The organism is Maribacter sp. (genome assembly GCF_016744255.1).
Lineage (GTDB): Bacteria > Bacteroidota > Bacteroidia > Flavobacteriales > Flavobacteriaceae > Maribacter_B.
In genome coordinates this window covers 20,171-46,437 of record NZ_JADGES010000013.1, presented here as the reverse complement: position 1 = coordinate 46,437, position 26,267 = coordinate 20,171, and the positions used below count along the sequence as shown (strand labels likewise).

30 protein-coding genes are annotated in these 26,267 nt (G+C 32.7%); 21 read left to right on the top strand and 9 right to left on the bottom strand.

Annotation, left to right across the window (positions count from 1 at the left end):
• On the bottom strand, positions 1-1,036 hold a 1,036-nt coding region (locus QZZ51_RS04070), incomplete at its 3' end, for a hypothetical protein (RefSeq protein ID WP_291866313.1).
• A 145-nt stretch (positions 1,037-1,181) separates the two neighbouring features.
• On the opposite strand from QZZ51_RS04070, the gene QZZ51_RS04065 reads away from it, so the two are divergent.
• Both QZZ51_RS04065 and QZZ51_RS04060 read left to right on the top strand, forming a co-directional pair.
• Positions 1,182-2,093 carry a FecR family protein gene (locus QZZ51_RS04065; RefSeq protein ID WP_291866310.1) on the top strand — a complete coding sequence of 304 codons (912 nt, stop codon included), beginning with the start codon at positions 1,182-1,184 and terminating at the stop codon, positions 2,091-2,093.
• Complete coding sequence (locus QZZ51_RS04060) at positions 2,074-4,629, top strand: TonB-dependent receptor (protein ID WP_291866307.1); 2,556 nt, start codon at positions 2,074-2,076, stop codon at positions 4,627-4,629. The genes QZZ51_RS04065 and QZZ51_RS04060 overlap by 20 nt, the downstream gene beginning before the upstream one ends.
• Before the next feature lie 87 nt (positions 4,630-4,716).
• Here the strand turns inward: QZZ51_RS04060 and QZZ51_RS04055 are convergent, their stop codons facing one another.
• A complete protein-coding gene (locus tag QZZ51_RS04055; RefSeq protein WP_291866304.1) occupies positions 4,717-5,517 on the bottom strand; it encodes a zinc-dependent peptidase in 801 nt (266 codons plus the stop codon).
• Between the two features lie 200 nt (positions 5,518-5,717).
• Positions 5,718-7,505, bottom strand: coding sequence for an arginine--tRNA ligase (gene argS, locus QZZ51_RS04050; protein ID WP_291866302.1), 1,788 nt, complete (start codon positions 7,503-7,505; stop codon positions 5,718-5,720).
• A gap of 257 nt (positions 7,506-7,762) precedes the next feature.
• Between argS and QZZ51_RS04045 the strand changes: the two genes are divergently transcribed.
• The 10 genes from QZZ51_RS04045 to QZZ51_RS04000 all read left to right on the top strand — a co-directional run bounded on the left by QZZ51_RS04045 (position 7,763) and on the right by QZZ51_RS04000 (position 13,898).
• Positions 7,763-8,356 carry a response regulator gene (locus QZZ51_RS04045; protein WP_291866299.1) on the top strand — a complete coding sequence of 198 codons (594 nt, stop codon included), beginning with the start codon at positions 7,763-7,765 and terminating at the stop codon, positions 8,354-8,356.
• A gap of 2 nt (positions 8,357-8,358) precedes the next feature.
• Positions 8,359-9,411, top strand: coding sequence for an ATP-binding protein (locus QZZ51_RS04040; RefSeq protein ID WP_291866296.1), 1,053 nt, complete (start codon positions 8,359-8,361; stop codon positions 9,409-9,411).
• 85 nt (positions 9,412-9,496) lie between these two features.
• Positions 9,497-10,117 (top strand): hypothetical protein, encoded by a 621-nt coding sequence (locus QZZ51_RS04035; RefSeq protein WP_291866294.1) that lies wholly within the window; start codon positions 9,497-9,499, stop codon positions 10,115-10,117.
• Between the two features lie 134 nt (positions 10,118-10,251).
• The gene (locus QZZ51_RS04030) at positions 10,252-10,851 is read left to right on the top strand and encodes a hypothetical protein (protein ID WP_291866291.1); all 600 of its coding nucleotides are present in this window, start codon (positions 10,252-10,254) and stop codon (positions 10,849-10,851) included.
• Positions 10,852-10,933: 82 nt separating this feature from the next.
• On the top strand, positions 10,934-11,095 hold the full coding sequence (locus QZZ51_RS04025) for a hypothetical protein (protein ID WP_291866288.1): 162 nt from the start codon (positions 10,934-10,936) through the stop codon (positions 11,093-11,095).
• A 1-nt stretch (position 11,096) separates the two neighbouring features.
• A complete protein-coding gene (locus QZZ51_RS04020) occupies positions 11,097-11,291 on the top strand; it encodes a hypothetical protein (RefSeq protein WP_291866285.1) in 195 nt (64 codons plus the stop codon).
• Between the two features lie 53 nt (positions 11,292-11,344).
• Positions 11,345-12,580, top strand: a complete 1,236-nt coding sequence (locus QZZ51_RS04015; protein ID WP_291866282.1) for a hypothetical protein — start codon at positions 11,345-11,347, stop codon at positions 12,578-12,580.
• A 159-nt stretch (positions 12,581-12,739) separates the two neighbouring features.
• Positions 12,740-13,054 carry a hypothetical protein gene (locus QZZ51_RS04010; protein WP_291866277.1) on the top strand — a complete coding sequence of 105 codons (315 nt, stop codon included), beginning with the start codon at positions 12,740-12,742 and terminating at the stop codon, positions 13,052-13,054.
• A gap of 101 nt (positions 13,055-13,155) precedes the next feature.
• A complete protein-coding gene (locus QZZ51_RS04005; RefSeq protein WP_291866274.1) occupies positions 13,156-13,380 on the top strand; it encodes a hypothetical protein in 225 nt (74 codons plus the stop codon).
• Positions 13,377-13,898 (top strand): GNAT family N-acetyltransferase, encoded by a 522-nt coding sequence (locus tag QZZ51_RS04000; RefSeq protein WP_291866270.1) that lies wholly within the window; start codon positions 13,377-13,379, stop codon positions 13,896-13,898. Before QZZ51_RS04005 ends, QZZ51_RS04000 begins: the two co-directional genes overlap by 4 nt.
• A 44-nt stretch (positions 13,899-13,942) precedes the next feature.
• On the opposite strand, the gene QZZ51_RS03995 is transcribed toward QZZ51_RS04000, so the two are convergent.
• The gene (locus QZZ51_RS03995) at positions 13,943-14,923 is read right to left on the bottom strand and encodes an LD-carboxypeptidase (RefSeq protein WP_291866267.1); all 981 of its coding nucleotides are present in this window, start codon (positions 14,921-14,923) and stop codon (positions 13,943-13,945) included.
• 247 nt (positions 14,924-15,170) lie between these two features.
• Here QZZ51_RS03995 and QZZ51_RS03990 point away from each other — a divergent pair, with 247 nt between their 5' ends.
• The 3 genes from QZZ51_RS03990 to QZZ51_RS03980 all read left to right on the top strand — a co-directional run bounded on the left by QZZ51_RS03990 (position 15,171) and on the right by QZZ51_RS03980 (position 16,750).
• Positions 15,171-15,569: a hypothetical protein gene (locus tag QZZ51_RS03990; RefSeq protein WP_291866264.1), complete on the top strand. Its 399-nt coding sequence runs from the start codon at positions 15,171-15,173 to the stop codon at positions 15,567-15,569.
• A gap of 156 nt (positions 15,570-15,725) precedes the next feature.
• On the top strand, positions 15,726-16,406 hold the full coding sequence (locus tag QZZ51_RS03985; protein ID WP_291866262.1) for a DUF4919 domain-containing protein: 681 nt from the start codon (positions 15,726-15,728) through the stop codon (positions 16,404-16,406).
• A gap of 2 nt (positions 16,407-16,408) precedes the next feature.
• Positions 16,409-16,750, top strand: a complete 342-nt coding sequence (locus QZZ51_RS03980) for a VOC family protein (protein WP_291866259.1) — start codon at positions 16,409-16,411, stop codon at positions 16,748-16,750.
• Positions 16,751-16,873: 123 nt separating this feature from the next.
• Here the strand turns inward: QZZ51_RS03980 and QZZ51_RS03975 are convergent, their stop codons facing one another.
• Positions 16,874-17,440 carry a DUF4494 domain-containing protein gene (locus tag QZZ51_RS03975; RefSeq protein ID WP_291866257.1) on the bottom strand — a complete coding sequence of 189 codons (567 nt, stop codon included), beginning with the start codon at positions 17,438-17,440 and terminating at the stop codon, positions 16,874-16,876.
• 381 nt (positions 17,441-17,821) lie between these two features.
• On the opposite strand from QZZ51_RS03975, the gene QZZ51_RS03970 reads away from it, so the two are divergent.
• The 6 genes from QZZ51_RS03970 to QZZ51_RS03945 all read left to right on the top strand — a co-directional run bounded on the left by QZZ51_RS03970 (position 17,822) and on the right by QZZ51_RS03945 (position 21,239).
• Positions 17,822-17,989 carry a hypothetical protein gene (locus tag QZZ51_RS03970; protein WP_291866254.1) on the top strand — a complete coding sequence of 56 codons (168 nt, stop codon included), beginning with the start codon at positions 17,822-17,824 and terminating at the stop codon, positions 17,987-17,989.
• A 182-nt stretch (positions 17,990-18,171) separates the two neighbouring features.
• Entirely contained in the window at positions 18,172-18,411 is a 240-nt protein-coding gene (locus QZZ51_RS03965) for a DUF1059 domain-containing protein (protein ID WP_291866252.1), read from the top strand.
• Between the two features lie 189 nt (positions 18,412-18,600).
• On the top strand, positions 18,601-19,005 hold the full coding sequence (locus QZZ51_RS03960) for a hypothetical protein (protein WP_291866249.1): 405 nt from the start codon (positions 18,601-18,603) through the stop codon (positions 19,003-19,005).
• Positions 19,006-19,010: 5 nt separating this feature from the next.
• Positions 19,011-19,391 carry an MFS transporter gene (locus tag QZZ51_RS03955; protein ID WP_291866246.1) on the top strand — a complete coding sequence of 127 codons (381 nt, stop codon included), beginning with the start codon at positions 19,011-19,013 and terminating at the stop codon, positions 19,389-19,391.
• Between the two features lie 172 nt (positions 19,392-19,563).
• Complete coding sequence (locus tag QZZ51_RS03950) at positions 19,564-20,439, top strand: DUF2314 domain-containing protein (RefSeq protein WP_291866242.1); 876 nt, start codon at positions 19,564-19,566, stop codon at positions 20,437-20,439.
• A gap of 107 nt (positions 20,440-20,546) precedes the next feature.
• A complete protein-coding gene (locus tag QZZ51_RS03945) occupies positions 20,547-21,239 on the top strand; it encodes a nitroreductase family protein (RefSeq protein ID WP_291866239.1) in 693 nt (230 codons plus the stop codon).
• Between the two features lie 61 nt (positions 21,240-21,300).
• On the opposite strand, the gene ctlX is transcribed toward QZZ51_RS03945, so the two are convergent.
• The 4 genes from ctlX to QZZ51_RS03925 form a co-directional block, all read right to left on the bottom strand.
• Positions 21,301-22,239 (bottom strand): citrulline utilization hydrolase CtlX, encoded by a 939-nt coding sequence (ctlX, locus tag QZZ51_RS03940; RefSeq protein WP_291866237.1) that lies wholly within the window; start codon positions 22,237-22,239, stop codon positions 21,301-21,303.
• Complete coding sequence (locus tag QZZ51_RS03935; RefSeq protein WP_291866234.1) at positions 22,240-23,151, bottom strand: arginine deiminase-related protein; 912 nt, start codon at positions 23,149-23,151, stop codon at positions 22,240-22,242.
• A gap of 99 nt (positions 23,152-23,250) precedes the next feature.
• Positions 23,251-24,537, bottom strand: coding sequence for a citrate synthase (locus QZZ51_RS03930; protein WP_291866232.1), 1,287 nt, complete (start codon positions 24,535-24,537; stop codon positions 23,251-23,253).
• Between the two features lie 138 nt (positions 24,538-24,675).
• Complete coding sequence (locus tag QZZ51_RS03925; RefSeq protein WP_291866229.1) at positions 24,676-26,217, bottom strand: glycogen/starch synthase; 1,542 nt, start codon at positions 26,215-26,217, stop codon at positions 24,676-24,678.
• Between the last annotated feature and the right edge of the window lie 50 nt (positions 26,218-26,267).

The window sequence follows — 26,267 nt, the reverse complement described above, 5'->3', positions numbered from 1 at the left end:
TATCTAGATTCCGGGCTGTAGGTTTTATCCAAGACGAAATTGTAAAACTAGATTGCAATGCTTCTCTACTTTTTAATCCTGCATCTATATATGCCCTATCACTAAAAAAACCTACTTTCCCATGTTTGGTATCTTTTTGCACTAAAACACCGTTAGAAATAATCTCTTTGCTATTATTTCGAACTTTATTTTCTATGGTAGAATTAAAAACAAAATGATCAGATAAATCGTCTTCTGGCTCAAATTGAAACCCTTCAAAAACTTTTAAATTATTCTGATTTTGTGGTGTGGTATATAAAATATCTGGTGAAAAATGATACCCTGCCTTATAAGGAATTAATATAGGAAGGGTTGTTATGTCTTTTATTGGAAAACTAAAAAAACCGCTTGCTCTTGTGTTCTTTTTATTTTTAAAAACCACATTAGACAGCAATTTATCCTCCGCTTTTAATTCGCCGTAAACTTTTGGCATTTTATTAATCCTGGATACTATTCGACTCCCTTCTACTAATGAGCGAGCATCGGCATAAATAAAATTAGGAATTTTACCAGAAGATTCCCAAAGCCCCAGTAACAGACTATCCGTAATTCGGGTATGTTCTTCAAAAAAAACTTTTACAAACTCTAAATTTTCAGAAACTTCGGAATTAAATGTAGCTATTCCAGAAGAAGAAATGCGTATTACTTTAACTTCATCTGACGGAATATTGACCGTTACAAGCGCATCGGTAATATAGGTATCTGGAATTTCTTTAGAAAAAAGATATAGATGTTTTTTGTACTTTTTATATAAAGTAACGAATCGCAAGTTTACTTCCCTATCCAAAGAAAGGGTCACAATAATTGGAGTTCTACGAACCAGAAGAGTATCTAATTGCTGCAGAGACACTTCGTTTAAATCCACATATACTTTAGCACTTAATTTTAGCGCAAGCTTTTCTTCTTTAGACAGTTTTGTATAGCCTTGCGCATTTCCCCCTAAAGAAAAACCTAAGGCTACTAAAAGAAAATAAAAATGAACAATTTTTTTCTTCAACAAAAACTATTTAAACAATACGTATCAAATTTAAAAAAATAAGGTAATTTTAGATACCCCATATTTCTTCTGTAATAAATTAATCGTAACATAAAAGTAGGGTATTTACAGTAACTGTTGTTATAAAAATATAAAGCTAGAAAAAATGCAAGAAAATTACTTAGCAAAATGGCTCAATAATGAATTGACCGAGGAAGAACTCGCTGCTTTTAAGCAGACTGAGGAATATGCTTCGTATCAAAAAATTAAAGATGCCTCTTCTACTTTAGAAGCTCCTTTGTATAATATGGATTCCGCTTGGGAAGAAAACAAAAATAGACGCAATACAGAGCAACCTAAGGTTGTAACACTACAACCATATAAACGATTTTTACAACTTGCTGCTGCTGTAGCTGTATTGATGGTTGCTAGCTATTTTTATTTAGGAACCTTAGACGAATCTATAAGTACACAGTATGCGGAAAACAAAGAAGTAGTTTTACCCGATGCTTCTCAGATCATACTAAATGCAGAGTCGTCCGTTTCTTACAGCAAAAAAAACTGGGATACAGAGCGTAATATTGCACTACAAGGAGAAGCGTATTTTAAGGTTGCCAAAGGAAAAAGATTCACCGTTGCTACAAACCAAGGAACTGTTGCTGTTCTAGGAACCCAATTCAATGTAGAAAATAGAAAGGACTTCTTTGAAGTTACTTGTTTTGAAGGTTTGGTAAGTGTTACTTATAATAATAAAGAAACAAAATTACCTGCTGGCACCTCTTTTCTTGCTATAAACGGAAAAGAAGTTTCTGTTACAGGTCCAGATACCAATACACCTAGTTGGATACATAAAGAGAGTTCTTTTAAAAGTATTCCTCTGCAATATGTTTTAAATGAACTCCAAAGACAGCATAATATAACTGTAGAAACTAAAAACATAAATACAAAACAATTATTCACAGGTACTTTTAGCAATACAGACATTAATTTAGCGTTGCAAAGTATAAGCATTCCTACGCAGATAAAGTTTAAACGAAAGGGGAATAAAGTGGTTTTTTATGCTAAAAACGCGGAATAAACAATTAGCTTTTCTACTTTTCTACGTATTTCTATTATTTTCTACTAGTAATGGAAATGCACAGGAAACGAACACACCTCCTATTCTCTTAAAAACGCACTTAAAAGCTTTAGAAAAAACCTTTACTATAAAATTTTCTTTTATAGATACTGCTATTTCTGGCTTTACAATAACTCCTACCAATAGCAATTCTTTAGATAAGCAATTAGCACACATTGTAACGCAGACACAATTGCAAATTAAAAAACTTAGTGATAGGTATTATGCTATTTCCCAGAGAAACTCCGCAACTATTTACGGACAAATATTAGACAACTACAAAAACGAACCTCTAGCGGGAGCAACCATACAAGCAATAAATACCACGAAAGCTACAATAGCAGATAGTAATGGTCGTTTTACATTAGAGAATATTACTTTAGATGTATTGGTACAAATAAAGTTCTTGGGTTATAAACCGCTGTTTATAAAAGCGAGTGCACTTACCCAACAATACCCATCTAAAAAAATAGCCCTTGCCTTAAAATACCAACAATTAAAAGAGGTTATTGTTTACCAATTTCTTACCACGGGATTACAAAAAAAAGTCAATGGTAGTATTACTATTAATCCTGACGATTTTGGTATTCTTCCTGGACAAATAGAACCCGATATTCTTAAAACCATTCAGACGTTACCAGGGATAAAGAGTATAGATGAAACTGTATCCGATATTAATATAAGAGGAGGTACCAACGATCAAAACCTCATCCTTTGGGACGGCATAAAAATGTACCAATCTGGTCACTTTTTTGGTTTAATATCAGCCTTTAACCCGTATTTAACCAAAAGTATTACAAGTACAAAAAACGGTACCAGTGCACAATATGGTGATGGTGTTAGTGGTGTCCTAAATATAAAAACGAAAGATGCCTTGACCGAGTCTTTTTTTGGTGGGGCAGGCATCCATTTTATTAGTGGCGATGTTTATGGGCAATTACCAATTACCGAAAAAATAACTTTTCAATTTTCGGCACGGCGTTCGGTAACAGATTTCTTTAATTCGCCCGCCTACGACCGTTTTTTCGATAAAGTTTTTCAAGACAGTAAAATTCTTCAAAATAATAATGCACAAGATATTGAGCGCAATGCTAATTTCTATTTCTATGATTTCACAGGAAAACTACTCTATAATATAAATGAGAACCATAAACTTAGAATTAGCTTTATTAATATAAGTAACACTTTAGATTTTTTAGAAACGCAAGACCAAAACCCGTATTCCGACAGCGGTTTAGATCAAACCAACCTTTCTTTTGGCAGCTCTTTACAAAGCGATTGGAACAAATACTTTACTACCAATTTAAACGTATACTATACGCGTTACAAACTAAATGCCCAAAACAATAATTTACTAGCAAAACAGATATTAACCCAAGAAAATGAGGTATTAGAAACCGCTATTAAACTAACAACAAAATACACCCCAAACGAAAATTTTCATTGGTTAAACGGTTATAATTTTAATGAGGTTGGTATTACGAACTACACCTTTATTACCCAACCACCATTTACCAGTAATATTAAAGGCGTAGTACGCACCCATGCCCTATTTTCCGAAATTGGTTATACCTCTCCCAACTCCAAACTTTTTGCTACTATTGGAGGGCGCACCAATCTAATAGAAAATATAAATACCTATAGCGAAACCATTCTAGAACCCAGAATAAACCTCAGCTATGCGCTAACAGAATTTGTAAAGATAAAAGCGCAAGGCGAGTTTAAAAGTCAAAGCACTAACCAGGTGATAGATTTAGAGCAGAACTTTTTAGGAATAGAAAAAAGAAGATGGATTTTATCCGATGGCGATAAACTTCCTATTACCAAAAGCAAACAAGGGTCTTTAGGTTTAAATTACGACCATCACAATTTATATATTGGTGTAGAAGGGTTTTATAAAAAAGTAAAAGGCATCAGTACCGCAACCCAAGGTTTTCAAAACCCGTATCAGTTTAATGGCGAAATTGGGCAATACACCATAAAAGGAGTAGAATTCTTAATAAACCAAAAAAGTGCTTTTTATAGTTTATGGTTCAGCTATGCATACAATAAAAACGACTATACGTTTAGCTCTTTAGTCCCACAAATTTTTCCTAATAATTTAGATATACGCCATACCGCTACCCTAGCAGGAACACTTACGCATAAAAACCTAAAATTAGGAATAGGCCTCGCCTACCGAAGCGGAAAACCTTTTACAAAACCCCAAGAAGGAGATGCTGCCATAAACACTAACTTTTTTCCAGCACGTATAAATTACCAAGAACCAAATAGCAGCAGATTATCCGAATATATGCGTGCCGATGCTTCTGCTACCTATACTTTTAAATTAAATCCTAAGATAAATGCTGTCATTGGGGCATCTGTTCTAAATTTATCGGGAAGAGAGAATATTTTAAATACCTATTACCGTATAAATACCGATAATGAAATTGAAACCATACAGCGGCTTTCCCTAGGAGTAACACCAAACCTTAGTTTTAGAGTTACATTTTAATCCTACCAGTAGATTTAATTCTCCAAAATTTATAAGTAAAAAATGAAGTGTTTTTCCTTTCCCCTACCTTATACCTAAATCCGCTACTTAAGCTTTCATCCTATAAAATCCAAAATTCAGCATACGCCTTATAGTGTTATATAGTTTTGGAAATTGCCTTTTAAACTCTTCGGGCGTTTCTACAAAATTCTCTACCGAAACCGCAAAAAATTCATGGATATTACTTTTTCCATACGACCTAAAATAACCCGTACTATCTACCTTGGCAATAAAGGTAGCATTATGGAACAAGGTGTTAATTTTCCGCATTCCGAACATAAATTTATACGATCTAAGGTTTAGTTTATTGGCTACGTTAAAACTAATAGCATGCGAAAACTCGTGCACCGCCAAATTAATGTTATCGTTAGGAATTTTAAATCCGTGTAATAAATATTCCTCTGAAAAAATTAAGGTTTTTAAAGACGGATTATATTCGCCATAATGGTCCTTTTTAGTGAATTTAGAATAATATTGGCTTGGATATACTAGTATCTTCTTTACCGATAGAATAAGAAAATCTGCCATACCTAGCGTTAACATTGCTGCCGTTGCACTTAGCAACAGTGTTATCTTTTCCTTTTCTACCACATCGGCATGGAAAACTATTTTTTTACGATCTCTAAAACGCACTACGCGCTTTTTAAAACGTTTCTTTTTGTCTTTGTCTAAATGGACGTAAAAAGGCAGATTAGATTGGATAGTGTATTCCTCTTGCTTTGTTAGTGGCGCTATTCTCTTGAACGGGTTCAGAAAAAATAAATCTAATGTATAGTAGATAATGTATAACAGGTACCCAAAAATACAAGCCAAAGCTGTAAATGCAAAAATATCTGCTCCATCTATCATACTACCTATTAGGTCTTTTCGTAAATTAATTTTAAGCCATTATAGATTAAAAAAGCGGCATTTCGAGTGTTTTGTCTTCGTAAAACGGAGGCAAAATGTATCGAGAAAATCTTTTTAAATCTAAAACCCTATTCTCGATACACTTCTCCTAAAGTCGAAGTACTCGAATAGACGGATTTTAAATTAAAAAAAAGGAGAGGTTACATACGTTCTGGCACTTCTACTCCTAATAATTTAAAAGCATCTTGTATTACCTGACTCACTTTACTAGAAAGCTGTACTCTAAAGATTTTCTTCTGCTCGTTTTGTTCCCCTAAAATAGAAACATTCTGATAGAAAGAATTAAATTCCTTTACCAAATCGTACGTATAGTTTGCAATTACAGCCGGACTATAATTCTCCGCTGCCAATTGAATGGTATCTGGAAAAATCTGTACCTGCTTTAAAAGTTCCTTTTCTTTATCGTGCAATTCAAAAGAAGCATCTATAGTTTCGTCCGTAGCAACACCTGTACTTTCCGCTTTACGTAAGATAGATTGTATTCGGGCATAGGTATACTGAATAAAAGGTCCTGTATTCCCTTGGAAATCTACCGACTCCTCTGGGTTGAATAAAATTCGTTTTTTAGGGTCTACTTTTAAGATGTAATATTTTAAAGCACCCATACCAATCATACGGTATAAAGTGTCTTTTTCTTCGGCGCTATAGTCTTCTAACTTTCCTAATTCTTCGGATATTTTTGCAGCCGTCTGCGCCATATCTTCCATTAAATCATCGGCATCCACAACAGTACCTTCTCTACTTTTCATTTTACCACTTGGTAAATCTACCATTCCGTAGCTTAGGTGAAATAAATTTTCTGCCCAAGAAAAACCTAATTTCTTAAGAATTAAGAACAATACTTTAAAATGGTAATCTTGCTCATTCCCTACCGTGTAGACCATACCACTAACATCGGCATAATCTTTTACACGCTGTATGGCGGTACCAATATCTTGGGTCATATAAACCGCTGTACCATCGGAACGTAAAACAATTTTCTCGTCTAAACCTTCGTCGGTTAGATCTATCCAAACGCTACTATCTCCTTTTTTAAAGAATACGCCTTTTTTAAGTCCGTCTGCAACCACATCTTTCCCTAACAAATACGTGTTACTCTCGTAGTACAGTTGGTCAAAATCCACACCAAGGTTTTTATAAGTAACGGCAAAACCGGTATACACCCATTGGTTCATGGTTTTCCATAAGTTTACCACTTCCGCATCGCCAGCTTCCCACTTACGTAACATTTCTTGTGCCGCAACTAAAAGAGGTGCTTCCTTTTCTGCTACTTCTTTAGCCGTACCGTTAGCTACCAATTCTGCAACCTCCGCCTTATATGCTTTATCGAAAGAAACATAGTAATTCCCAACTAGCTTATCGCCTTTTAGGCCCGTACTTTCTGGTGTTTCGCCATTCCCAAAACGTTGCCATGCCAACATACTCTTACAAATATGAATACCACGGTCGTTTATAATTTGGGTTTTGTATACTTTTTTACCCGATGCCTTTAAAATCTCGGCCACCGAATATCCTAATAAGTTATTACGTATATGCCCTAAATGTAAGGGTTTGTTGGTATTTGGCGAAGAATACTCCACCATTACCGCTTCTTTACTATCTTTTTTGGCATAGCCAAAATGTGCTTCTTCTTTAATACTATTAAAGAAATTTAGGTAAAAAGCATCTGCAATTACCAAATTTAAAAAGCCTTTTACCACATTAAAATCGGTAACCTCGGCCACCTCCTTTTTTAAGTACTCTCCTATTTGCGTACCTATTTGCACAGGATTCCCTTTTACCACGCGTAGCATAGGAAAAACAACCACGGTAATATCGCCGCTAAAGTCTTTACGTGTGGGCTGAAACTCTACGCTTGGCAGTTCTGCATTAAATATTGCCTGTATAGCCTCTTTTACTTTTAAAGTAAGTACTTCTTGTATGTTCATTAGTAATCCCTATTTAAGGGTGCAAAACTACGGAAAAATCTATTCTTTTTTGCATAAGAAGGTTTTCCCCTCATTATTACATTGTACTCGCATTTTTTCTTACAAGACTTGTAGAATTTTAGAGGTTTATAGTATATTTAAGTTCTTAGAAAATTACGCAACGTTTTGTAGCTATTCTGTTCCTGAAATTGTTTTGGGAAGTGGGCTATTCTGTATATAGAAGTTAAGGCAAATTAAAAAAGGGAAAACTTAAATAAATGAATGAAAACTATGAGTGGGTATTTAGCGGTGTCGGAGCAACCGTTATTGGGATAGCTTTAACTTATATCCTGATTAACAGGAAAAAGAGAAAAGAAAAAACTGCCTCTGTAAATTCGACTAATAAAGAAAAAATAACTATTACTAATAATATTAATTCTACTCAAAGAAAAGATGATATAAAAGAAGAAGCTAAAAAAAAGAAAAACAGAATTAAGGATACTACAAAAATATTATTTATTGACGATAATCACACTGATTTTCAGATAGTTTCAATATTAAAAAGACAAGGCTGGAAAAGCACAAAGTCAATCAAAGATGTTATTAACCTTGATGACCCAAAAGTAAAAGAAGCTGATATCGTTTTTGTAGATATAAATGGTGTTGGCACTACATTATTTAAGGATGAAGGACTTGGTTTAGCATCTGCACTGAAAAAAAAATATACTGACAAAAAAATCATAATATATTCAGCTGATACTAAAGGTGATAGATTTCATAATGCATTAAGAGAAGTTGATGGGTGCTTATCTAAAGACGCAGAACCTTTCCAGTTTAGTAATTTAATAGAAAATTTATTAAATGATTTATAATTATGAATCATTTTAGAATCACCGATACTAAAGAAAATATTATTTCAAATAATTTGGAAAATGATTGTGTAGACTGCTATAAATATTGTGATACAAAAGGAAAATTATTTTCTAAATGTCCTATATATAACGACAATAGAAGGCAAGGGAAAATTGAAAACAAGAAAGGAGTTACTTTCTTATGTTGTGGTAACACAAAAACAACAAAACTTTTTAAAAATAAACTAGAAGCTCTTTCATATGCTTATTATGATTTAGTAATTCCGAGAGAACAAATTATTAGTGAAGTAAAAAAAGAAGAACAACAAAAAGTCAACCGTTTAGTTCATAATTTAACTTCAATAAATGCACATAACATTCAAGAAATATATAATTTAATACCACAAGACATTCTTTCTTCAAATTGGAGAAATCAAAAAGAATATATTGAAAAAGAACTAATTACTAATAAACACAAAGCTGCAATGATGTTTTTGCGGATAGCAAAACATAATATTCATATGAAGTCAGAATTTTCTATTTATAGAAAACTTGACAGAGACGACAATGCTAATTTAGAATTTATAAAATATCCCTTTAGAGTAGTTCTCCTAAATATATTACACACATTTTTTGGTGATTTCACTTCTAAGAGTATATATGTTCAAGTTTCAGACTTTTATGGTAAAATATATATCGACTACGAAACTATTCAAGTTGCTTTATATCATCTTTTAGAAAATTCTGCAAAATACTCAAAACCCGAAACTAACATTAACATTGATTTTGAAGAATATCATAATACTGTAACGATGTCTATTGAAATGATAAGCCTATACATACCAATTAATGAAAGAGAAAGAATCTTTATTGAAGGGGTTTCTGGAAGCTCTGCAAAAAAGCTAGGAAAAAATGGAGACGGTATAGGAATGTGGAGAATAAAACAAATGATTGAATTAAATAAAGGAGCATTTGAAATCATCTGCGGTGACGATATTGAAACTTACAGAGGTATTGATTTTGCGAAAAACATTTTCAACATTAAGCTAAACAAAAATTTGCCTAACAATATCTAAAAAAACCGCTAGCGCGAGCATCATGCTCGTGACGGAAACAATACATGGAATTAAAAATATTAACAAACATTACCTAAAAATGAGAATGAAGTATTTCAAAATTTTATTTTGCTTAATAGTAATAAGCTGCTGTTTTTCATGTGTAGGAGGAAAATATACATTTGAATTTTATGCTGGAAAAAACTTAGATTTTGGCAAAGGGAAGTGGATTTTAAATAAAACACAAACAAATTCAAAACTGGAGTATGACAAAAGATTTTACGAACAATCTTTTGTGTCTTTCCAAAAAATACTAGGAGATTCCTTAATAGACATGAATTCTCTAAGGAGCTTCGCATTAATTTCCCCTGAAATAAAATTTGAAGCCACGAAATTGGAACTACAAGAACTTTATAAAAGTACCAAGTGCGATTATTTAATTAATGTTAAGGGTAAAGTAATTGCAAATGAAGCTAGTGGTCTCTCCTTTAATGACCCAGATTCTAATTACAGTACCAGCAATACATCTTCAGCTTCTATTACTATATACGATTTAAAAAGTGGCATTATTCTCTCTTCTTCCAAAGCCAATGCAATAGATACAGAGAGCAATTCTAAATTCGATAAAGAGAGTGCTTTTGATTATCAAACTAGAGCCGAGCCTATGATGTTACAAGCCGCAGAAAGATTAATTAGTAAATACAATAAATACAGGGTTGATAAATAAAAGACGTTCTGAAACATTCAATTTAAAGAAGAAATAGAAACTATTGAAAAAACCTCCAACATAATAACCCCCACTATCGCGAGAATCTTGCTCGTGCCAGTAACAACACATAGAATTAAAATATAATGCTTAAAATGACAAAAACTTTAACCCTATTAGTATCCTGTATTTCGTTATTTTCTTATGGACAAAATGCCAAGCCTAACCAAATACCAAAAAAAATATTTTCTAACGTTGAAATTGAATTTGGAGTTAATAATGAAGTAACCTATGATTACGACCGTTATTCTGGGGACAGGTTAATCTCAGGAGCAACAACCGACTTAGACAACAAAACCTCTTTTGGACTTTTATACAATATAAATTACCCCATTTTTAATAAACTTACCGTAGGAGCAGTTGGTGGTATTCAATACCAATCGCAATTAAAAATATCAGCTTTAAAACTGGGTGGCATTTTAAGATACCATTTTAGAAATTATGAAAGTATTAATATAAACCTAATGACTGCATACAACATAGCATTAAGCGACAATATTACCAGTGAAATGGGCAATGTTAGGTTCGGTATACAGTTTCCGATAACCAGAACGGATGCTTTTAATGTAAACCTGAATGTTTTTAGTGACTATAATTTTTACGGTTATAAAAGAATTGTCCTTAACGAAGCGTTCGAAAGACCATCTAATGTAATATACAGATCTTTTGGATTTAGTTTAGGCGTACAATTTTAAAAATCAGATGGAATATTACCTAGGTTTTTCACCGCTAGCGCAAGTATCTTGCTCGTGCCGGCAACAATAAATAGAACTAAATATGAAAAATTCGATAAAAATAAAACTCGCAATTGCTATTATTCTTTGGGCTATTGGGGCTGTAATATTATACAAAAAAGAGGGTGCCAATTTTCCGATTATTATATCAGCTGTAATAATCGTAATTGGATTTGTATCGCTAATTCGTAAAACTAAAATATAAAATGAGTAAAAGCTTTACAATTATCGGAGTAACCCTATGTTTATCGAATGTGTTTTACAGCTTTATGGGAGATTTAGAGCAGCACCAAGTATTTGGCTTGGAAATGGGTGTTTGGGTGTATAGATTAATCTGGGTTTCTTTTGCTGCTGGGATAGTCTATGAATATTACCAAAGGACTAAAACGGAAAATAAATAGAACTACAACCTAGGAGAATAACACACCTAATTACATTAAATATCTAGAAAAAAATGAAAATTAAAGTTTTAATAATCCTTCTCTTTACTTCGATCATAGGATACGCACAAGTAAAAACCGATAATTTACCAAAGACGTACGAGTTTAATATTTATGATGGTTCGGAGTCTTTTACCATGCATCAGTTTACTCAAAACTATGTGGCTGGTTATCGCATATTATCTAGAACTCTAGATGACTTAATTCCTAATAAAAAAATTAGCACTGCCACTAAAGTCCTTTTTATTGGTCTATTTAGCCAACCTTTAACACATGAGGAAGGACATAGATCCGTTTTAACCGCAAAAGGCATAGGGAGCATAAATCAACCATTTTTTAATAGTGCGGGAGCTGCTTATGTAAAAGGTGTAAGAGATGCGGAATTAATTAATTTAAGAAATAACGATATTTCTAATTATATCCGCTTACATACCGCTGGCTTAGAATCTGACCATAGAATTGCAAATAAAATAGAGGAACTGGTATTCTTTGAAGAGGAATCTTATAGCATTTTACGCGAAGAATATGTGTTGCGAAAACTAGGCTTAATTTTTTATCATTCTACTTCTTTAACTCCATCGATTTCTCTGGATTTAAAAGAAGAAGACAATGAGTTAGAAAGAGACATCGTAGGACACGATATATGGGGAGCGGTTAGACATTTACACAGACCCAACACACCATTTTTTAGATATACTAGATTTGACGATTTAACCAACGTAGAAAAAAAATATGCCAGAGGTTTAGCATGGAAATCTTTTAGTAATATCTTATCTCCTATGTTATTTGGGAAGACAAACTTTAGGGTAAACCCTAATTTAAAAGGGAACTTTTCCATAGTGCATGACCTATCTCCTTTTGGAGATTATTTTGAACAAAATTTCTATCTCTCTGTAAAAGAAAAATATAAGTTCGTTTTTTATTTTAGGGAGTTCATGAACAAAGACAACACTTTTTTTGCTGGTGGCGTAAAATTATATAACCATAGAATATACAATAAACTAAATGCTAGTATGGGCTTCGATGTATGGAACCAGCCCTTGAACCTATCCTTTATTTCTAGTGAAGGTAAATTAGGTGCTAATACATTTTTAAAACTAAATTATTCAGCTATTCAAAGGGAGAGTTCTTTTATAAAAAGTATTGGATTATTTTCCGAATTTTTTTATAAAAGCGAAGGCTTTCTACCAGAGTACGGTTCTCTAGATAGTGACTTTGGAATTAGATTTGGAATCCAATTTTCCTATTAACTTTTTTTTAACATTGAAAAAAAACAATATCCTTTGACTCCAGCTCTAGTGAGCTAAAGTTTACTGGTTATTACAACTAAAATCAACGGGCATCCAATGATTTCCAAAAAGTATCGTTTTATATACTTAAGCGTTATATGAAACAAAAAAACAAAAAGCATGTTAGGATTACTATTACTGTATTGGATAGGTAAGTATTTTTACAAGTTAGCAGAAGAATACAATAAAAGTGAATGGGGTTATGCTGTTTTAGGTATTCTAGTTTATTACGGTGGCATTTTCTTTTTTGGTCTTATAGCGGGTATTATTGGAGAAATTGTTTCTCCTGGATTTTCAGAAACTTTTAATGAAACTTTATTTGGTTTTATAATGCTCCCTTTTGGAATTTTAAGTTGCTACTTATTATATAAATATCTAGAAAAAACTTGGAAAAAAAACAGACCAAAAAATGAGATAGATACTATCGGCATGTAGCACAACTCTGGAAGTCAATGACCTTTACAACTATAGAGCACCAGTACAATGGAGACCTCTCTAACCGCAACTTTAGTATATTGCAGGTATAAATCCGTATTATGAAATTAAACTTATTGTCTTGTGATGCTCAACGACCAGATAGAAGAGCAATAGCCCAATGTATTGCAGAAATTTCATCTAACATGGATACATCCTTAGCAAAGGAACTTACAGATATACTCTTAGAAGGAGACCCTGTAGATATTGAGGTGGCAGATAAAAATTCTGGTACTGCTTTACGAGCCTTGCGAAAACTAAGTATAGACTACGAAATTATAGAATGAGGAACGTAAAAATAAAAAAGGTAAACCTAAGCAATATAGAGCAATTGCAAAAAATTGGAATACAAAGTTTTACGGAAACCTACTCTTCTGTAAATAGTGAAGAAAATATGACCCAATATTTGGAAAATAACTTTGCTACTGCAAAACTAAAAACCCAAGTAGCGAACAAAAATTCTGAATTTTATTTTGCCGAACTAGAAGGTGATATAATAGGATATTTAAAAATTAATATTGGTGCTGCCCAGACCAATATTATAGATACAAATGCTCTTGAAATAGAGCGTATTTATGTGCTAAGTAAATTTCATGGAAAAAAAGTGGGGCAAATACTTTATGAAAAAGCAATAGAAATTTCAGAACAAAAAAAGGCTTCTTATATTTGGTTAGGTGTATGGGAAAAAAACCCAAGAGCAATCCGTTTTTATGAAAAAAATGGTTTTGTAGCTTTTGACAAACACCTATTTTATTTAGGCGATGACAAGCAAACAGATGTACTGATGAAACGTACATTAGAATAAAAACATTCCGCCATACCATCTAAACCCAAAGGCTGTACCAAAATTTAAGAACGAAAAACTACTGTAGCTACTTTGTCTGTAATGGTTACCTCTGCCTCTCTTCCTAGTAATAAAGCTCTATTGTCTGGATCATGACCTGCAGGGAAGTTAAAGAGAACAGGGATATCTTTAGGAACAACATCTAATATTATTTCTTCCTCTGGGCCACCCCAAGGGGTTGTATTCTTTTTAGTTTTTGTCATACCACCAACAATAACAGCTTTTACATTTTTAAAATATCCGGCACGCTTTAAGCTTAGTAACATTCTATCTATACTATACTTATACTCTCCTACCTCTTCAATAAAAAGAATTTTATTATCTGTAGAAATCTGACTTGTAGAACCTAGCATAGAAGACAGTATAGCTAAATTACCACCTACTAATTCTCCACTAACTTTTCCGGTTCTATTATAGCTAGAAGAAGGTATAGTGTAACGTACAGGCTTGCCAAACAATACTTTTCTAAAACTCTCAATGGTATGCGGTATATCTTCTGGTTTATCTTGCATGCTTGTCCCCATCATGGCGTGTAATGTTTCTACACCTAAATTATGAATATGGCTATGAAAAGCAGTAATATCAGAATAACCAACAATCCATTTAGGTTGTTTTAAAAAGGTACTGAAATCTAACTTATCTAATAACCGAACCGAACCATAACCACCTCTTCCACACCAAATAGCTTTAATATTGGGGTTGTCTAGTGCATCTTGAAAATCTTGACATCGTTGTTCATCCGTACCAGCAAAATGATTATCTTGACTAAATAAATTTTTTCCGTAAACTACTTTAAGCCCCCAACTTTCTGCCAGCGCCTTTGCTTTCTCTATGTCTGGCCTTTTATACGCTTTTAAAATTCCCGCAGGTGCCACAATAGCAATGGTATCTCCTTTTTGTAAATAGGCAGGTGTAACTAATGGTGCCTTAGTTTGCGATGTAATAGACATAGTGATTAGTAAAAAAAATAAGAAAGTGTACTTCATGTTAACAATGCTTAGAATCCGTTAAATTAAGAAAACTAATGGAATTAGTCTTTTTAACTAAAAAAAAACACTTCTCTGAGGAAATAAAAACATACTAATTTTTAGCTTAAATTTACGTAAGAAAATACGCTCAAAATAATATTGTGTAAAACGGATGTTTTAATGATAATAAAACCTACTATCCTAAAGATTTTGGCGTTATAAACTTTAAGAACAATATTTACACCTCTATGATTTAGTCTAAAAAATGAGAAATAAACTTTACATACTTCTATATTCTCTTATTGCATTGTTAACCAGTTGCAACAAGGAAGAAGACAACACTCCTATACAAGAAGACGTAAATAACACCTATCCCTTTATTGAAAATAACGCTGATCTTTATACAGAACAAATGGACAATAAAATTCCGTGGGATGCTTGGATAAATGATGTAACCTTACCTATTGAATTTATCAATGAAATAGTAAAAAGAATATATAACAAACCATTACTACTTGCAGTAAGCTTACTGAATACAGATAGAAATGACCTTGCCGAAGATTTTAATGAAGTTATCCCTAAATACCCCAATCTTAATAACATTGCTACTGCCAATGTATATTTTAAGCATATTGCTATAAAACAGAACAGAATTTATATTTAATAAGCCTTCTAGATAATACCCCAGAACAAGATTATAAATTTATAAATTTGGTGGGCGCATAGAGATTACGATGCTCTTTGGTAAACTTTTCCGGAAGAGGTAGGAAAAGAATGGTTGAGTTATAATACTTAGAAATCTCATTTAGAAAAATAATTTATGAAAAAAATAATATTCGTAGTCCTTTCTCTTTCATCTCTACAACTCTACTCCCAAGATTGGAATTTTGAAAAACCCGATTACACGGAGATCAAGAAAAACATAGCAGAGCAAAATTCTAATTTGTACTACCCCAGTCTTATGGATAGATTTACAAAAGCGGATTCTACCCTAACGCTAAAAGAAAAAAGACATTTATATTACGGATACTCTTTTCAAGAAGACTACTCCCCTTATGCACACTCTGGCTTTGCAGATTCTTTACAAATTATATTGGAGTTAAAAACACACGACACCCTAGAATTTAAAAAAATAATGACTCTAGGAGATTCTGTTTTAGTAAAAAACCCGTTTGAACTAAAAACTATTAATTACCAGCTTTATGCTTTGGAAAAAACAGATAATATAATAGGGTACCGAAAAAAAATAGCGCAATTTAATATTATAATAGATGCGTTACTTAGTTCTGGAAACGGAACCACAAAAGAAGAGTCTTTTTATGTAATTTATACAGCACATGAGTATGATTTATTAAATATATTAGGATTTACTTTTGGGGGTACGCAAAGTTTAATTGAGCATTACGATTATTTAAAACTCGCAGAAGGGGAAACCAAAATAGAAGGTCTTTATTTTGATGTTAGTCCCTGCTTAAATTCTATGACTAAAATATTTAAATAAAAATGAAAAATAATACCATCCATTTTATAGAACTACAAGCAACCAATTTAGACGAAATAAAAAAATTCTATGGCAATACTTTTGGCTGGTCCTTTACCGATTATGGAGATGCCTATTGCGATTTTCATGAAGCTGGAATTTCTGGCGGATTTGCAAAAACAGATATCATGACAACTGGAGGAACCTTGGTGGTTCTTTACCATACCAATTTACAAGAAGCGATGGATAATGTAATAAACCATGGAGGAAAAATATGGAAAGAAATATTTTCTTTTCCTGGCGGAAGCAGATTCGAGTTTATAGACCCCAGCGGTAATAAGTTAGCCGTTTGGAACGATAAATAGAATGGGTATTAAAAGAAACTAATTTTATGTATTTCGAAACAAGATTCGGGGTATAAAACCTACTCGTGGGAATAAAAAAAGAAAGCAAAATTGCTTCCTTTTTTATATTTTATTTCAATGTAATTACGAAGCATTTTCTGTTTCTTCTAGAACATCCTCCATCTCTAAGACATCATTAAACTGAACCGCTTCAGGAACAGATGCTTTTATTTCATTAAATTTTTCTAAACGCTCCTTATCTCCTTCTTCTCCAGAAAAATAAGGAAAAACATCCCTAACTGGTGACTCTGCAATAGCAGGGATAGTATATTCTCCCATAGTATCTTGCATTACACTTGTGGTGTTGTCATAGGCTTCTTTTACATCATTAGCTTGTACTAGTAAATACATATTTGTTTTTCGTTCTTTACCACTTTCTTCATCAAAAGCAATTAAAGATACTTTGGACTTAAACCAACGGTCCGAATTCTCAAAAGGGTGTATCTCGGCATAATTAGCCACTTTTATGTTGGTAATTTTAATCTCATCACTATCACTAATGTAAGAAGCCATTTCTTCTGTAATTCTACTTTCTGCTTCTGTATACGATATTGCATCTACTAAATAAGGCTCCGTAGTTACTTTTTGTGCACCACTATTCTCATCTATTTTTCTATACTTTACCTTGCATTCATACCAAATTGCACTCATATATAATCTGTTTTAAGGATGCCAATATAACCCTTAATCATAGTCCTGTATCACAATTATAAGAATAGATATTCACAATTATAAATTGTTTTTTCTATTGCTTTTACTATGAGATAGTTGCCTCTTAGAATTTAATTTCACCTTATAGAGAGCAAAAAAAGTTAAAAGTATTATTCTTTATTTTTTATAAAACTGCAATTGCTTGTGATTTTCTTAGAAGCTAAGCTATTCATTTTTAACTCTAAAAAAAGAAAGTGCCTCTGCTTTCCTTTTCTCATCAATTAAATTATATAAGCAAAAAAAAAATGCCTTTAAAAAAAACACAATTACCTTTTACAAAGCGTGCTTACGAAGAAAATCCTAAAAAAGTCATAGAACAATATGCAAGTAAAGAATAGTAACAATACAATCCAGATTGTTACCGATGGCATCCCAGATTTTATATCTTATTTAAAAAAAATGCAAGAAGAGAATCCCGATAAGTATATTGCGTTTGTATGGTCTAAATTTAGTAACTCTACGCACGCATCAAACATGGACAGAGGATGACCAATACAATAACCATGGATTTTTTTAGATTCGATGCCAACCATAAAATTTGCTAACATTGGGGTTCTATTCCACAAATTTCTAAAGAATCTGCTAATTCTATGTATTAACCCAAAGTTAATGCTGTATTTTCCGTAAATAGCCTTAATTGTTTATCTTTAAAAAAACAACAAAATTTTACTATGAAAACAATGATTTGCAACCAATTAGGAGGTGCCTGCGATACAACATTCACAGCGAATACATTCGAAGAAATCACAGAAATGAGTAAAAAACACGGTATGGAAATGTTTCAAAAAGGGGATGCAGCACATTTAGATGCCATGAATAAAATGCAAACACTTATGCAAGACTCAAATGCTATGGGCGCATGGTTTGAAAATAAAAGAAAAGAATTTGAAAATTTACCAGCTAACGAATAACCCTTACCATTTGCATTTTTTAGGGTAACTAGGGTAATTCTTTTTCTAAAAAAAGAATTACCCTCTAAATAGTGATGGCAAATCCCTCTATTTTAGACATATAACAAAACTTGCCGCTTTTTTTTGAGTAATACATTACGGACTTTTCTTTAGGTGTTTTATCTTTGATAAAATTTTAATGCAAAAAAAATGAAACTAAAATTAGCAGGACTTTTGTTAATTGTAGTAGTCCTCTTTTCTTGTTCTAACAAGGAAGTCCCAATAGGGAAATGGGAAGACAATATTGAGTTATCTAAAAAGCAAGTAAAATTTACAGCAGCGGAAGAAACTATAACAATAACAACCAAAGGAGAAGGTTGGTGGATTTCGGATATAACACTTAACAACGACCTAATTACAGGAATAAACGAAATAGACACAACAGTAAGCAATTTTATTATAGACAAGGTTGAATTTAAATTGGAAAGAAAAAATGCTAAAGAAATCCAGATTTCCATGACAGAAAACCAAACAAACACAAAAAGAATATTATTTATTGGCTTGCAATCTGGCAATTATTTTGATGGCATATTTATAACCCAATCTGCTAAATAAATTTTATGAAGGCAAAAACAAAAACCATTCAAACCATACATTTAGCGATTTTCATAGACATACTGTTAGTCTGCTTTTTTATGGGCAACTTAAGTTCTTTGGAACAATTTAGATTCCCCATACTAGGTATTGACTCTTTTATATATTTAGCAACATCTATAGCGGCTTACTTTTTAAGTAATTTTCTCTATAAAGATGCTCTTAAAAAAATAAACCCTAAACTACTTTTAGAAGAAAAAATAGCCCCATACCAAACTGCTTCTATTATTAGATGGGCTATTTATAGAAGGAGGAGCATTTATCCTATTATTTGTAAAACCAGATTTTATTCTATTTGGAATAGTACTAATCGTTTACCCTTTTCTATTAAGGCTAACAATTGGTAAAGTAGAAGAAGATATAAACAGCTACCCTATACGCTAATAGAAATAAAAATAAGGCAACTAATGAAACCCTCCTTACAACAATATTATAATTAAAAGACTTTTATATTCATCTAACAAAACCAAAAATTCCCCCGAACATTTTAACAACTACAAAAATCACTACCAATTATCCATGGGAATTTTCACCAAATTATTTAGCAGAAAAAAAAACGTAATAAAGCGCGGAAATAACCCCGATGTTTACAACATGACCAGCGAAAATGAAAGGATGAACTGGAGCATGGAAAAAGCAAGGCTTACTTTTCATTATTTCCAAGATTGTTTACAAAACCCAAAAGCAGGGCAAGAACATTTTTCTATAAAAGCGCGTATTGAAGACAATGGAAAAACAGAACACATTTGGTTGATGGAACCAACTTTCGATGCTGAGGGTAATATTTTTGGTGTTGTAGGTAATACCCCTATTTATGTTAAAAATATATGTTTACATCAAAAAATAGGTGTAACTAAAGAATTTATATCGGACTGGATGCTAATGGAAAACAGAAGACTTATTGGTGGTTATACCATAAGAACTATAAGAGAAGGCTTAAGTACCAATCAACTAAAAGATTTTGACCGCAGCGTAGGCGGAATGAAAATAGATGCGGGAGAAGATTATTTCCTAACCAACTTAGAGACTCCCGAAGGAGCTATTCTTTCCTTAGAAGAAACCTATAACCAAAAAAATATTACTGCAGCACTGGATTGTAAAGACTTTACAAAAGAAGCAGAATTACTTCTCCAAAAATCTATGAATACCATTTTGGATGATGCCCTTATAACCAATACTGCCAAAGCCCTTAAATCTTCTTTTATTCTTGGTCTAGAAGAAAATGGTTTTCCAAATTTAATGGGAGTTAAAAGAGCTTTTAAAAGATTTAAAATAACAGAGAAACACTATATTATTACTCAGTTTTGCTATCATACGGACGGAACTACATCTATACAAAAATTTCATACCTATAAAAATGATTTGGATTGGAAAGTTCTAGGAATGGAAGATTAGTTAGTTTATACCATTTTAAAATAGCCCTGAGATTCTTTTAAGTTATTCTTATCTTTCCAAGACCCCGAGAAAAACACTTTTCTATACTGGTATCTTAATAATGAATAATGAATACAAAATCGCATATTTTAGTAAATGGTCATAAGCATGTAGTCTACCAATCCAATGCTTTATCCCAAAAAGAATTAATTAAACAAAGTGCCGCTTTCTATAATTTTTTAAATCAAAGAAGATCGATAAGAGAATACGCAGATACCGCCGTTCCTAAAAAAGTCATAGAAGCTTTACTTAAGACAGCTTCCAGTGCTCCTTCTGGAGCACATAAACAACCATGGACTTTTTGCGCAGTGTCTAACCCCGCATTAAAAACAAAAATTAAAGAAGCTGCAGAAGCGGAAGAAAAAGAAAGCTACAAAAGTAGAATGAGTGACCGCTGGAAAAAAGATTTAGAGCCTTTAGGAACAAACATGCATAAGCCTTTTTTAGAAGTTGCTCCTTGGCTAATCATCGTTTTTAAAAAAGTCCATGAGGTTGGAGAAAGTGGAGAAAAAATGAATAACTACTATGTAAACGAATCGGTAGGTATTGCCTGTGGTATGCTTATTACAGCTATACATAATGCTGGTTTAGTAACATTAACCCATACGCCTAGCCCGATGAATTTTTTAGCAAAACTTTTAAATAGGCCAAGTAATGAAAGGGCATTCTTACTATTGCCTATTGGTTACCCAAAATCTCCTACCTATGTCCCAGATATAGAAAGAAAACCTCTGGACGAAATAGCTGTATTTTACGAGTAAAAACAAAGAAAGGTTTCTTGTGAGCTAGAAACCTTTCTTTGTTATAAACTTCTCTTAATTTTTATTCTAATACTTGAGGTAAAAACACTTCAGCCATCATACAACGAGCACTACCCCCACCGCAGGTTTCAATTGTTTCCAAAGAACTATGAATTATTTCGCAGTATTTCTCCATACTTTTAATTTGCGTTTGCGTCAAGGAGTTATAAGCAGCAGAACTCATTACTAAGTACCTTTTATCATCCGCACCTAAAACCTGCAACATATTGCCCGCAAAATGATGGATTTGCTCTTCTGTAATAGCAATTATTTCTTTTCCGTCTTCTTTTAAATGCTGAACTACATTTTTTCTTTCTTTTTTATCATCGATAGAATCTAAACAAATAACAGAAAAATTCTCTGCCAAACACATCATTACATTGGTATGATATATTAGCATACGTTTATCTTCTACGGATTGATATGCATTAAAAATAACAGGCAAATAATCAAAATCTTCACAAAACTCAATGATTAGTTCCTCATTGGCTCTATCAGACAAAGCACAATATGCTTTTTTGTTTACACGATCCAATAGTAAGCTACCCGTTCCTTCTAAAAAAATGCCATCTTCCTCTGCTGAAGTATAATCCATTACACTTTCTATAACAAAACCTTTCTCCTCTAATGCATCTAAAATATCCTCCCGACGTTCGTTACGCCTGTTCTCGGCAAACATAGGGTATATACCTACCCTACCATCTGCATGGAAAGAAACCCAATTGTTCGGAAAAATAGAATCTGGAGTATCTGGTGTTTTTGTGTCGTCTATAACTATTACTTGTACTCCTTTACCTCTTAGCGCTATTACAAAATTATCAAACTCCTTTTGGGCGTTTTCTATAACAGTAGCACTATTAAGGTCTATATCTTCTTGAAAATAATTATTTACCGCTGTTTGCTCGTTTTTACGAAAGTTAACTGGGCGAATCATTAAAATGGTGTTGGATATTTGCATCATCTATTCTCGTATTAATGGTAATGTACTACAACGTAATAACCCTTCTTGCTTTGCAATTTGGGAATACGCAATTTCTTCTACAGTAAAACCTTGTTCTTTTAACCAAGTGTTTAACCTTAGAAAACTCTTTTCTGAAACTATCACTTCTGGTGAAATAGAAAAAACGTTACTAAACATTTGATACATTTCATCTGCTGTAATTTCGAAAATATTTTCTGGCCCAAAGAAATTTACCAACCATTGGTATTCTTCTTCGACCAAAAATCCGTTTTTATGTAAAATTGCTTTTCCCTGACCTATTGGCTGAAAACAACAATCTAAATGTAATGCATTTTCTCTCGCATTCTTAGACTTTCGCAACTCAAAAGACTTTATTATCTTTTCTGGGAAAAGTTTGGTAATAAAGTCTACCGCTGCCTTATTCGTCCTTGCAGTTATATGTTCTGGGTAGTCATCTGCTGTATATGTACCTATAAAAATATAATCATTCCAGGGCATTACATCTCCTCCTTCTACATGAACATCTTCTGGAGGCCTAATAATATTCTTTTCTGGAATCTTATCTAAAACATGAAGTATGGCATCAATCTCTTTCTCTCTATCTGGAAGAATGTTTGCTAAGATTAATTTATCTTCTATTGCAAAAGCTATATCCCTAGAAAATATTTGATTACAATTTTCTATAACTTCCGGTCTGTATATTGTAACATTATACTTTTCTAAAACTTCTGCAAAACCCTCCATTTCTGTTACCATATCTTCTTCAACAGGATACGTTCCTGCTAAAATATGTTCTAAAGATTTTGGATCATAGGTTTCTTCTGGTTTAGGAGTAGGTCCACAGCTTTTTGCAGTACCCAAAACCACTTCTTTTAACCTAGCGGTTTCATCTTTTACATTAAGTATAAGCATAATTCAAAAATTTGTGCAAATATAGAATTACTTTATCAGGGTAAAAAAAATGTTCATTTAAAAATTAAATGAACATTTTTTTAAGAATACCGTAATTTATTACCTTTTTTCTACACTTACAAAAGGTCTTAAATTTTCTCCTGTATATATTTGTCTTGGCCTACCAATTGGTTCTCCGTTTAATCGCATTTCTCTCCACTGTGCAATCCAACCTGGCAATCTTCCTAATGCGAACATAACTGTAAACATTTCTGTTGGTATACCTAAAGCTCTGTATATAATTCCGGAGTAAAAATCTACATTTGGATACAATTTTCTTTCTACAAAATATGGATCTTCTAGCGCTTCTTTCTCTAAACCTTTAGCTATTTCTAAAATTGGGTCATCTATACCTAAATCTGCAAGTACTTCATCTGCTGCAACTTTTATTATCTTTGCTCTAGGGTCAAAATTCTTATAAACCCTATGTCCAAAGCCCATTAATCTAAATGGATCATTTTTATCTTTAGCTTTAGCCATATATTTTTTAGTATCGCCTCCATCAGCTTCAATAGCTTCTAACATTTCTAAAACTGCCTGATTTGCTCCACCATGTAAAGGTCCCCATAGAGCTGAAATACCCGCAGATAAAGAAGCGAATAATCCGGCATGCGAAGATCCAACTATACGTACTGTAGAAGTAGAACAGTTTTGTTCGTGATCCGCATGTAGTATTAATAGTTTATCTAAAGCTTCTATAACTACCTTATTTTTTTGATATTCATGTGTAGGTTTTTTAAACATCATTTTATGAATATTTTCTACATAACCTAAAGAGTCATCTCCGTAATCTAAAGGCAAACCTTTCTTTTTACGCATACTCCATGCTACTAATACAGGAAACTTTGCCAAGATTCTAACAATTGCATGATACATCTCCTTCTCTGACCCAACATTTACAGACGTTGGATTAAAAGCAATAAGCGCACTTGTTAAGGAAGACAATACTCCCATTGGGTGGGCAGATTTCGGAAAACCATCCAAAATCTTTTTCATCTCCTCATCGACATTAGATTCCTCTTTTATATCTGCATGAAATTGATTTAATCGTTCCGTATTTGGCAATTCTCCAAAAATTAATAAATATGCTACTTCTAAAAAATCTGCTTTTTCTGCTAACTCTTCAATAGAATATCCTCTATATCTTAGAATCCCTTTTTCTCCGTCTAAATATGTAATAGCACTTTCGCAAGAACCTGTATTCTTATACCCAGGATCAATGGTTATTAATCCATTAGAAGATGTTCTTAATGTTTTAATGTCTATTGCTAGTTCATTCTCTGTTCCTTTAATTACAGGAAACTCATATCTCTTTCCGTTATATTCTAAAATTGCTTTGTCTGACATCTCTCTATTCTAATTTTTAGTGCTTCGTAAATCTACAAAAATCCTAGGATTTTAACAATTATAAAAATACCAAAACCTTTGTCTTAAACCTTTTTTCAACATGTTCCCTAAAAAAATCAAAAAAAAACATCTTAATTATTATTGATTTATTGAATAGAGTAATTTATAATATTCATCTACTGATTTTTCCCAAGTGAATCGCTTGTTTTTTGCATTATCTTGAATTCTTTTCCATCGGGGTCTTTCCTTATCATAAATGGACAATGCAGTATCAAAAATGGAAAGCATATTTTTAATTTTCTCATTATAAGAAGCGCCATCAAAACTAAAGCCTGTTTTTAAATGTTCGACAGTATCTTTTAGTCCTCCTGTATGGTGCACTAGGCATGGGTTACCATTTCGCATTGCTAACATTTGACTAATTCCACAGGGCTCAAATAAACTTGGCATAAAATACAAATCTGTCTCCAGATAAATTGCGTCTATTACATCTTCTGATTGGCCATTAATAAATATGAAATTTTTATTCTCATAACTTATCTTACGAAAGAGGCTTTCGTAATCTGGCGCTCCTGTCCCTAAAAGAATAAAAACACCATTAATTTTATCTAGTTTTTTTAAAATCTCAACAAAAGCTTCTGGTGATTTTTTAAAAAAATAAAATTTTTGTTCTGTTAAACGGGCTACACTAGAGCAAATAAAACTTGGTGGCTCCGTTAAATATTTTACAATCTTTTCTCCCGTATGCGCTAAAAAGTCAGCCTTATATTTTTTAGATTCTTCTTGTAACCATTTAAAAATAGCATTAACCGTTACAAGATAGAGCTTCCCTTTTTCTGCTACTCTAATATTTTTATAGTTAGACCCGTTTAGAATCCCAACTAAACGTCCTTCATTATTTGCTTTAAGCAAATCTTTTTCTAATCCTTCACCGCCGATAAACTCTGGAGGTCTACTAGCCTTAAGAATATCTTCTTTATAAGATGGAGACACAGTATGTACTACATCGGCAAAACGAATACCTACTGCCATTAAATTAACACAATCTTGATAACGATAATCCATTAAAACTTCTTTATCAAACGGAAAATCTGGAAACCAGTTTCTTAAAGAAGAGTAGTTATTTTCAAAAGGGCGAATACCTTGAATTGCTAAATTATGAATACTATACACAAATCTAATTTTCTCTAAAACTTTATAGCCTCTATGAAACTTTTTAAGAAACAGTATTAAACTGGTATGCCAATCATGCATATGAACAATATCTAACTTCCCAAATGCTTCAATTTTTATAGCCTCAGCAACAGCGGTACAAAAAATGAAGTACTTTATTGCATCTGTATAAAAAGGCTCTGTAGGATCGTTATGGTATATATGTGCTATATCTCCGGCTTCTATCTCTGGATGATGTATTACATAGTGGTGAATATTCCTAAATTTCTTTTTTGGAGTCACCTCATAGAGTTCCGCTGTATATGTAGTACCTCTTAAATTAAAAGTTAAGGTGGTCTTTAATGTTTCGTTCTGGTGCAATCTAGAATAAGCTGGGACTACAACATGAACTTTATCTCCTCGAGAAGAAATTTGCCTAGGAACATCCCGAACAACATCTCCCATTCCACCTGCTTTGCAATTATACAGAGCATCATTTTCCGCTGCAACAAAAAGAAAATTATTCATAAATGTAATACGTAGGTTTAATTAAACAGTTATTATAAAAAGGTAGGTAA

Excerpts from the sequence above, each read along its gene's own strand:
- QZZ51_RS04065 (WP_291866310.1), top strand. The coding sequence starts at position 1,182 with ATGCAAGAAAATTACTTAGCAAAATGGCTCAATAATGAATTGACCGAG.
- QZZ51_RS04060 (WP_291866307.1), top strand. The coding sequence starts at position 2,074 with ATGCTAAAAACGCGGAATAAACAATTAGCTTTTCTACTTTTCTACGTA.
- QZZ51_RS04055 (WP_291866304.1), bottom strand. The coding sequence starts at position 5,517 with ATGATAGATGGAGCAGATATTTTTGCATTTACAGCTTTGGCTTGTATT.
- argS (WP_291866302.1), bottom strand. The coding sequence starts at position 7,505 with ATGAACATACAAGAAGTACTTACTTTAAAAGTAAAAGAGGCTATACAG.
- QZZ51_RS04045 (WP_291866299.1), top strand. The coding sequence starts at position 7,763 with ATGAATGAAAACTATGAGTGGGTATTTAGCGGTGTCGGAGCAACCGTT.
- QZZ51_RS04040 (WP_291866296.1), top strand. The coding sequence starts at position 8,359 with ATGAATCATTTTAGAATCACCGATACTAAAGAAAATATTATTTCAAAT.
- QZZ51_RS04035 (WP_291866294.1), top strand. The coding sequence starts at position 9,497 with ATGAAGTATTTCAAAATTTTATTTTGCTTAATAGTAATAAGCTGCTGT.
- QZZ51_RS04030 (WP_291866291.1), top strand. The coding sequence starts at position 10,252 with ATGACAAAAACTTTAACCCTATTAGTATCCTGTATTTCGTTATTTTCT.
- QZZ51_RS04025 (WP_291866288.1), top strand. The coding sequence starts at position 10,934 with ATGAAAAATTCGATAAAAATAAAACTCGCAATTGCTATTATTCTTTGG.
- QZZ51_RS04020 (WP_291866285.1), top strand. The coding sequence starts at position 11,097 with ATGAGTAAAAGCTTTACAATTATCGGAGTAACCCTATGTTTATCGAAT.
- QZZ51_RS04015 (WP_291866282.1), top strand. The coding sequence starts at position 11,345 with ATGAAAATTAAAGTTTTAATAATCCTTCTCTTTACTTCGATCATAGGA.
- QZZ51_RS04010 (WP_291866277.1), top strand. The coding sequence starts at position 12,740 with ATGTTAGGATTACTATTACTGTATTGGATAGGTAAGTATTTTTACAAG.
- QZZ51_RS04005 (WP_291866274.1), top strand. The coding sequence starts at position 13,156 with ATGAAATTAAACTTATTGTCTTGTGATGCTCAACGACCAGATAGAAGA.
- QZZ51_RS04000 (WP_291866270.1), top strand. The coding sequence starts at position 13,377 with ATGAGGAACGTAAAAATAAAAAAGGTAAACCTAAGCAATATAGAGCAA.
- QZZ51_RS03995 (WP_291866267.1), bottom strand. The coding sequence starts at position 14,923 with ATGAAGTACACTTTCTTATTTTTTTTACTAATCACTATGTCTATTACA.
- QZZ51_RS03990 (WP_291866264.1), top strand. The coding sequence starts at position 15,171 with ATGAGAAATAAACTTTACATACTTCTATATTCTCTTATTGCATTGTTA.
- QZZ51_RS03985 (WP_291866262.1), top strand. The coding sequence starts at position 15,726 with ATGAAAAAAATAATATTCGTAGTCCTTTCTCTTTCATCTCTACAACTC.
- QZZ51_RS03980 (WP_291866259.1), top strand. The coding sequence starts at position 16,409 with ATGAAAAATAATACCATCCATTTTATAGAACTACAAGCAACCAATTTA.
- QZZ51_RS03975 (WP_291866257.1), bottom strand. The coding sequence starts at position 17,440 with ATGAGTGCAATTTGGTATGAATGCAAGGTAAAGTATAGAAAAATAGAT.
- QZZ51_RS03970 (WP_291866254.1), top strand. The coding sequence starts at position 17,822 with ATGCAAGTAAAGAATAGTAACAATACAATCCAGATTGTTACCGATGGC.
- QZZ51_RS03965 (WP_291866252.1), top strand. The coding sequence starts at position 18,172 with ATGAAAACAATGATTTGCAACCAATTAGGAGGTGCCTGCGATACAACA.
- QZZ51_RS03960 (WP_291866249.1), top strand. The coding sequence starts at position 18,601 with ATGAAACTAAAATTAGCAGGACTTTTGTTAATTGTAGTAGTCCTCTTT.
- QZZ51_RS03955 (WP_291866246.1), top strand. The coding sequence starts at position 19,011 with ATGAAGGCAAAAACAAAAACCATTCAAACCATACATTTAGCGATTTTC.
- QZZ51_RS03950 (WP_291866242.1), top strand. The coding sequence starts at position 19,564 with ATGGGAATTTTCACCAAATTATTTAGCAGAAAAAAAAACGTAATAAAG.
- QZZ51_RS03945 (WP_291866239.1), top strand. The coding sequence starts at position 20,547 with ATGAATACAAAATCGCATATTTTAGTAAATGGTCATAAGCATGTAGTC.
- ctlX (WP_291866237.1), bottom strand. The coding sequence starts at position 22,239 with ATGATGCAAATATCCAACACCATTTTAATGATTCGCCCAGTTAACTTT.
- QZZ51_RS03935 (WP_291866234.1), bottom strand. The coding sequence starts at position 23,151 with ATGCTTATACTTAATGTAAAAGATGAAACCGCTAGGTTAAAAGAAGTG.
- QZZ51_RS03930 (WP_291866232.1), bottom strand. The coding sequence starts at position 24,537 with ATGTCAGACAAAGCAATTTTAGAATATAACGGAAAGAGATATGAGTTT.
- QZZ51_RS03925 (WP_291866229.1), bottom strand. The coding sequence starts at position 26,217 with ATGAATAATTTTCTTTTTGTTGCAGCGGAAAATGATGCTCTGTATAAT.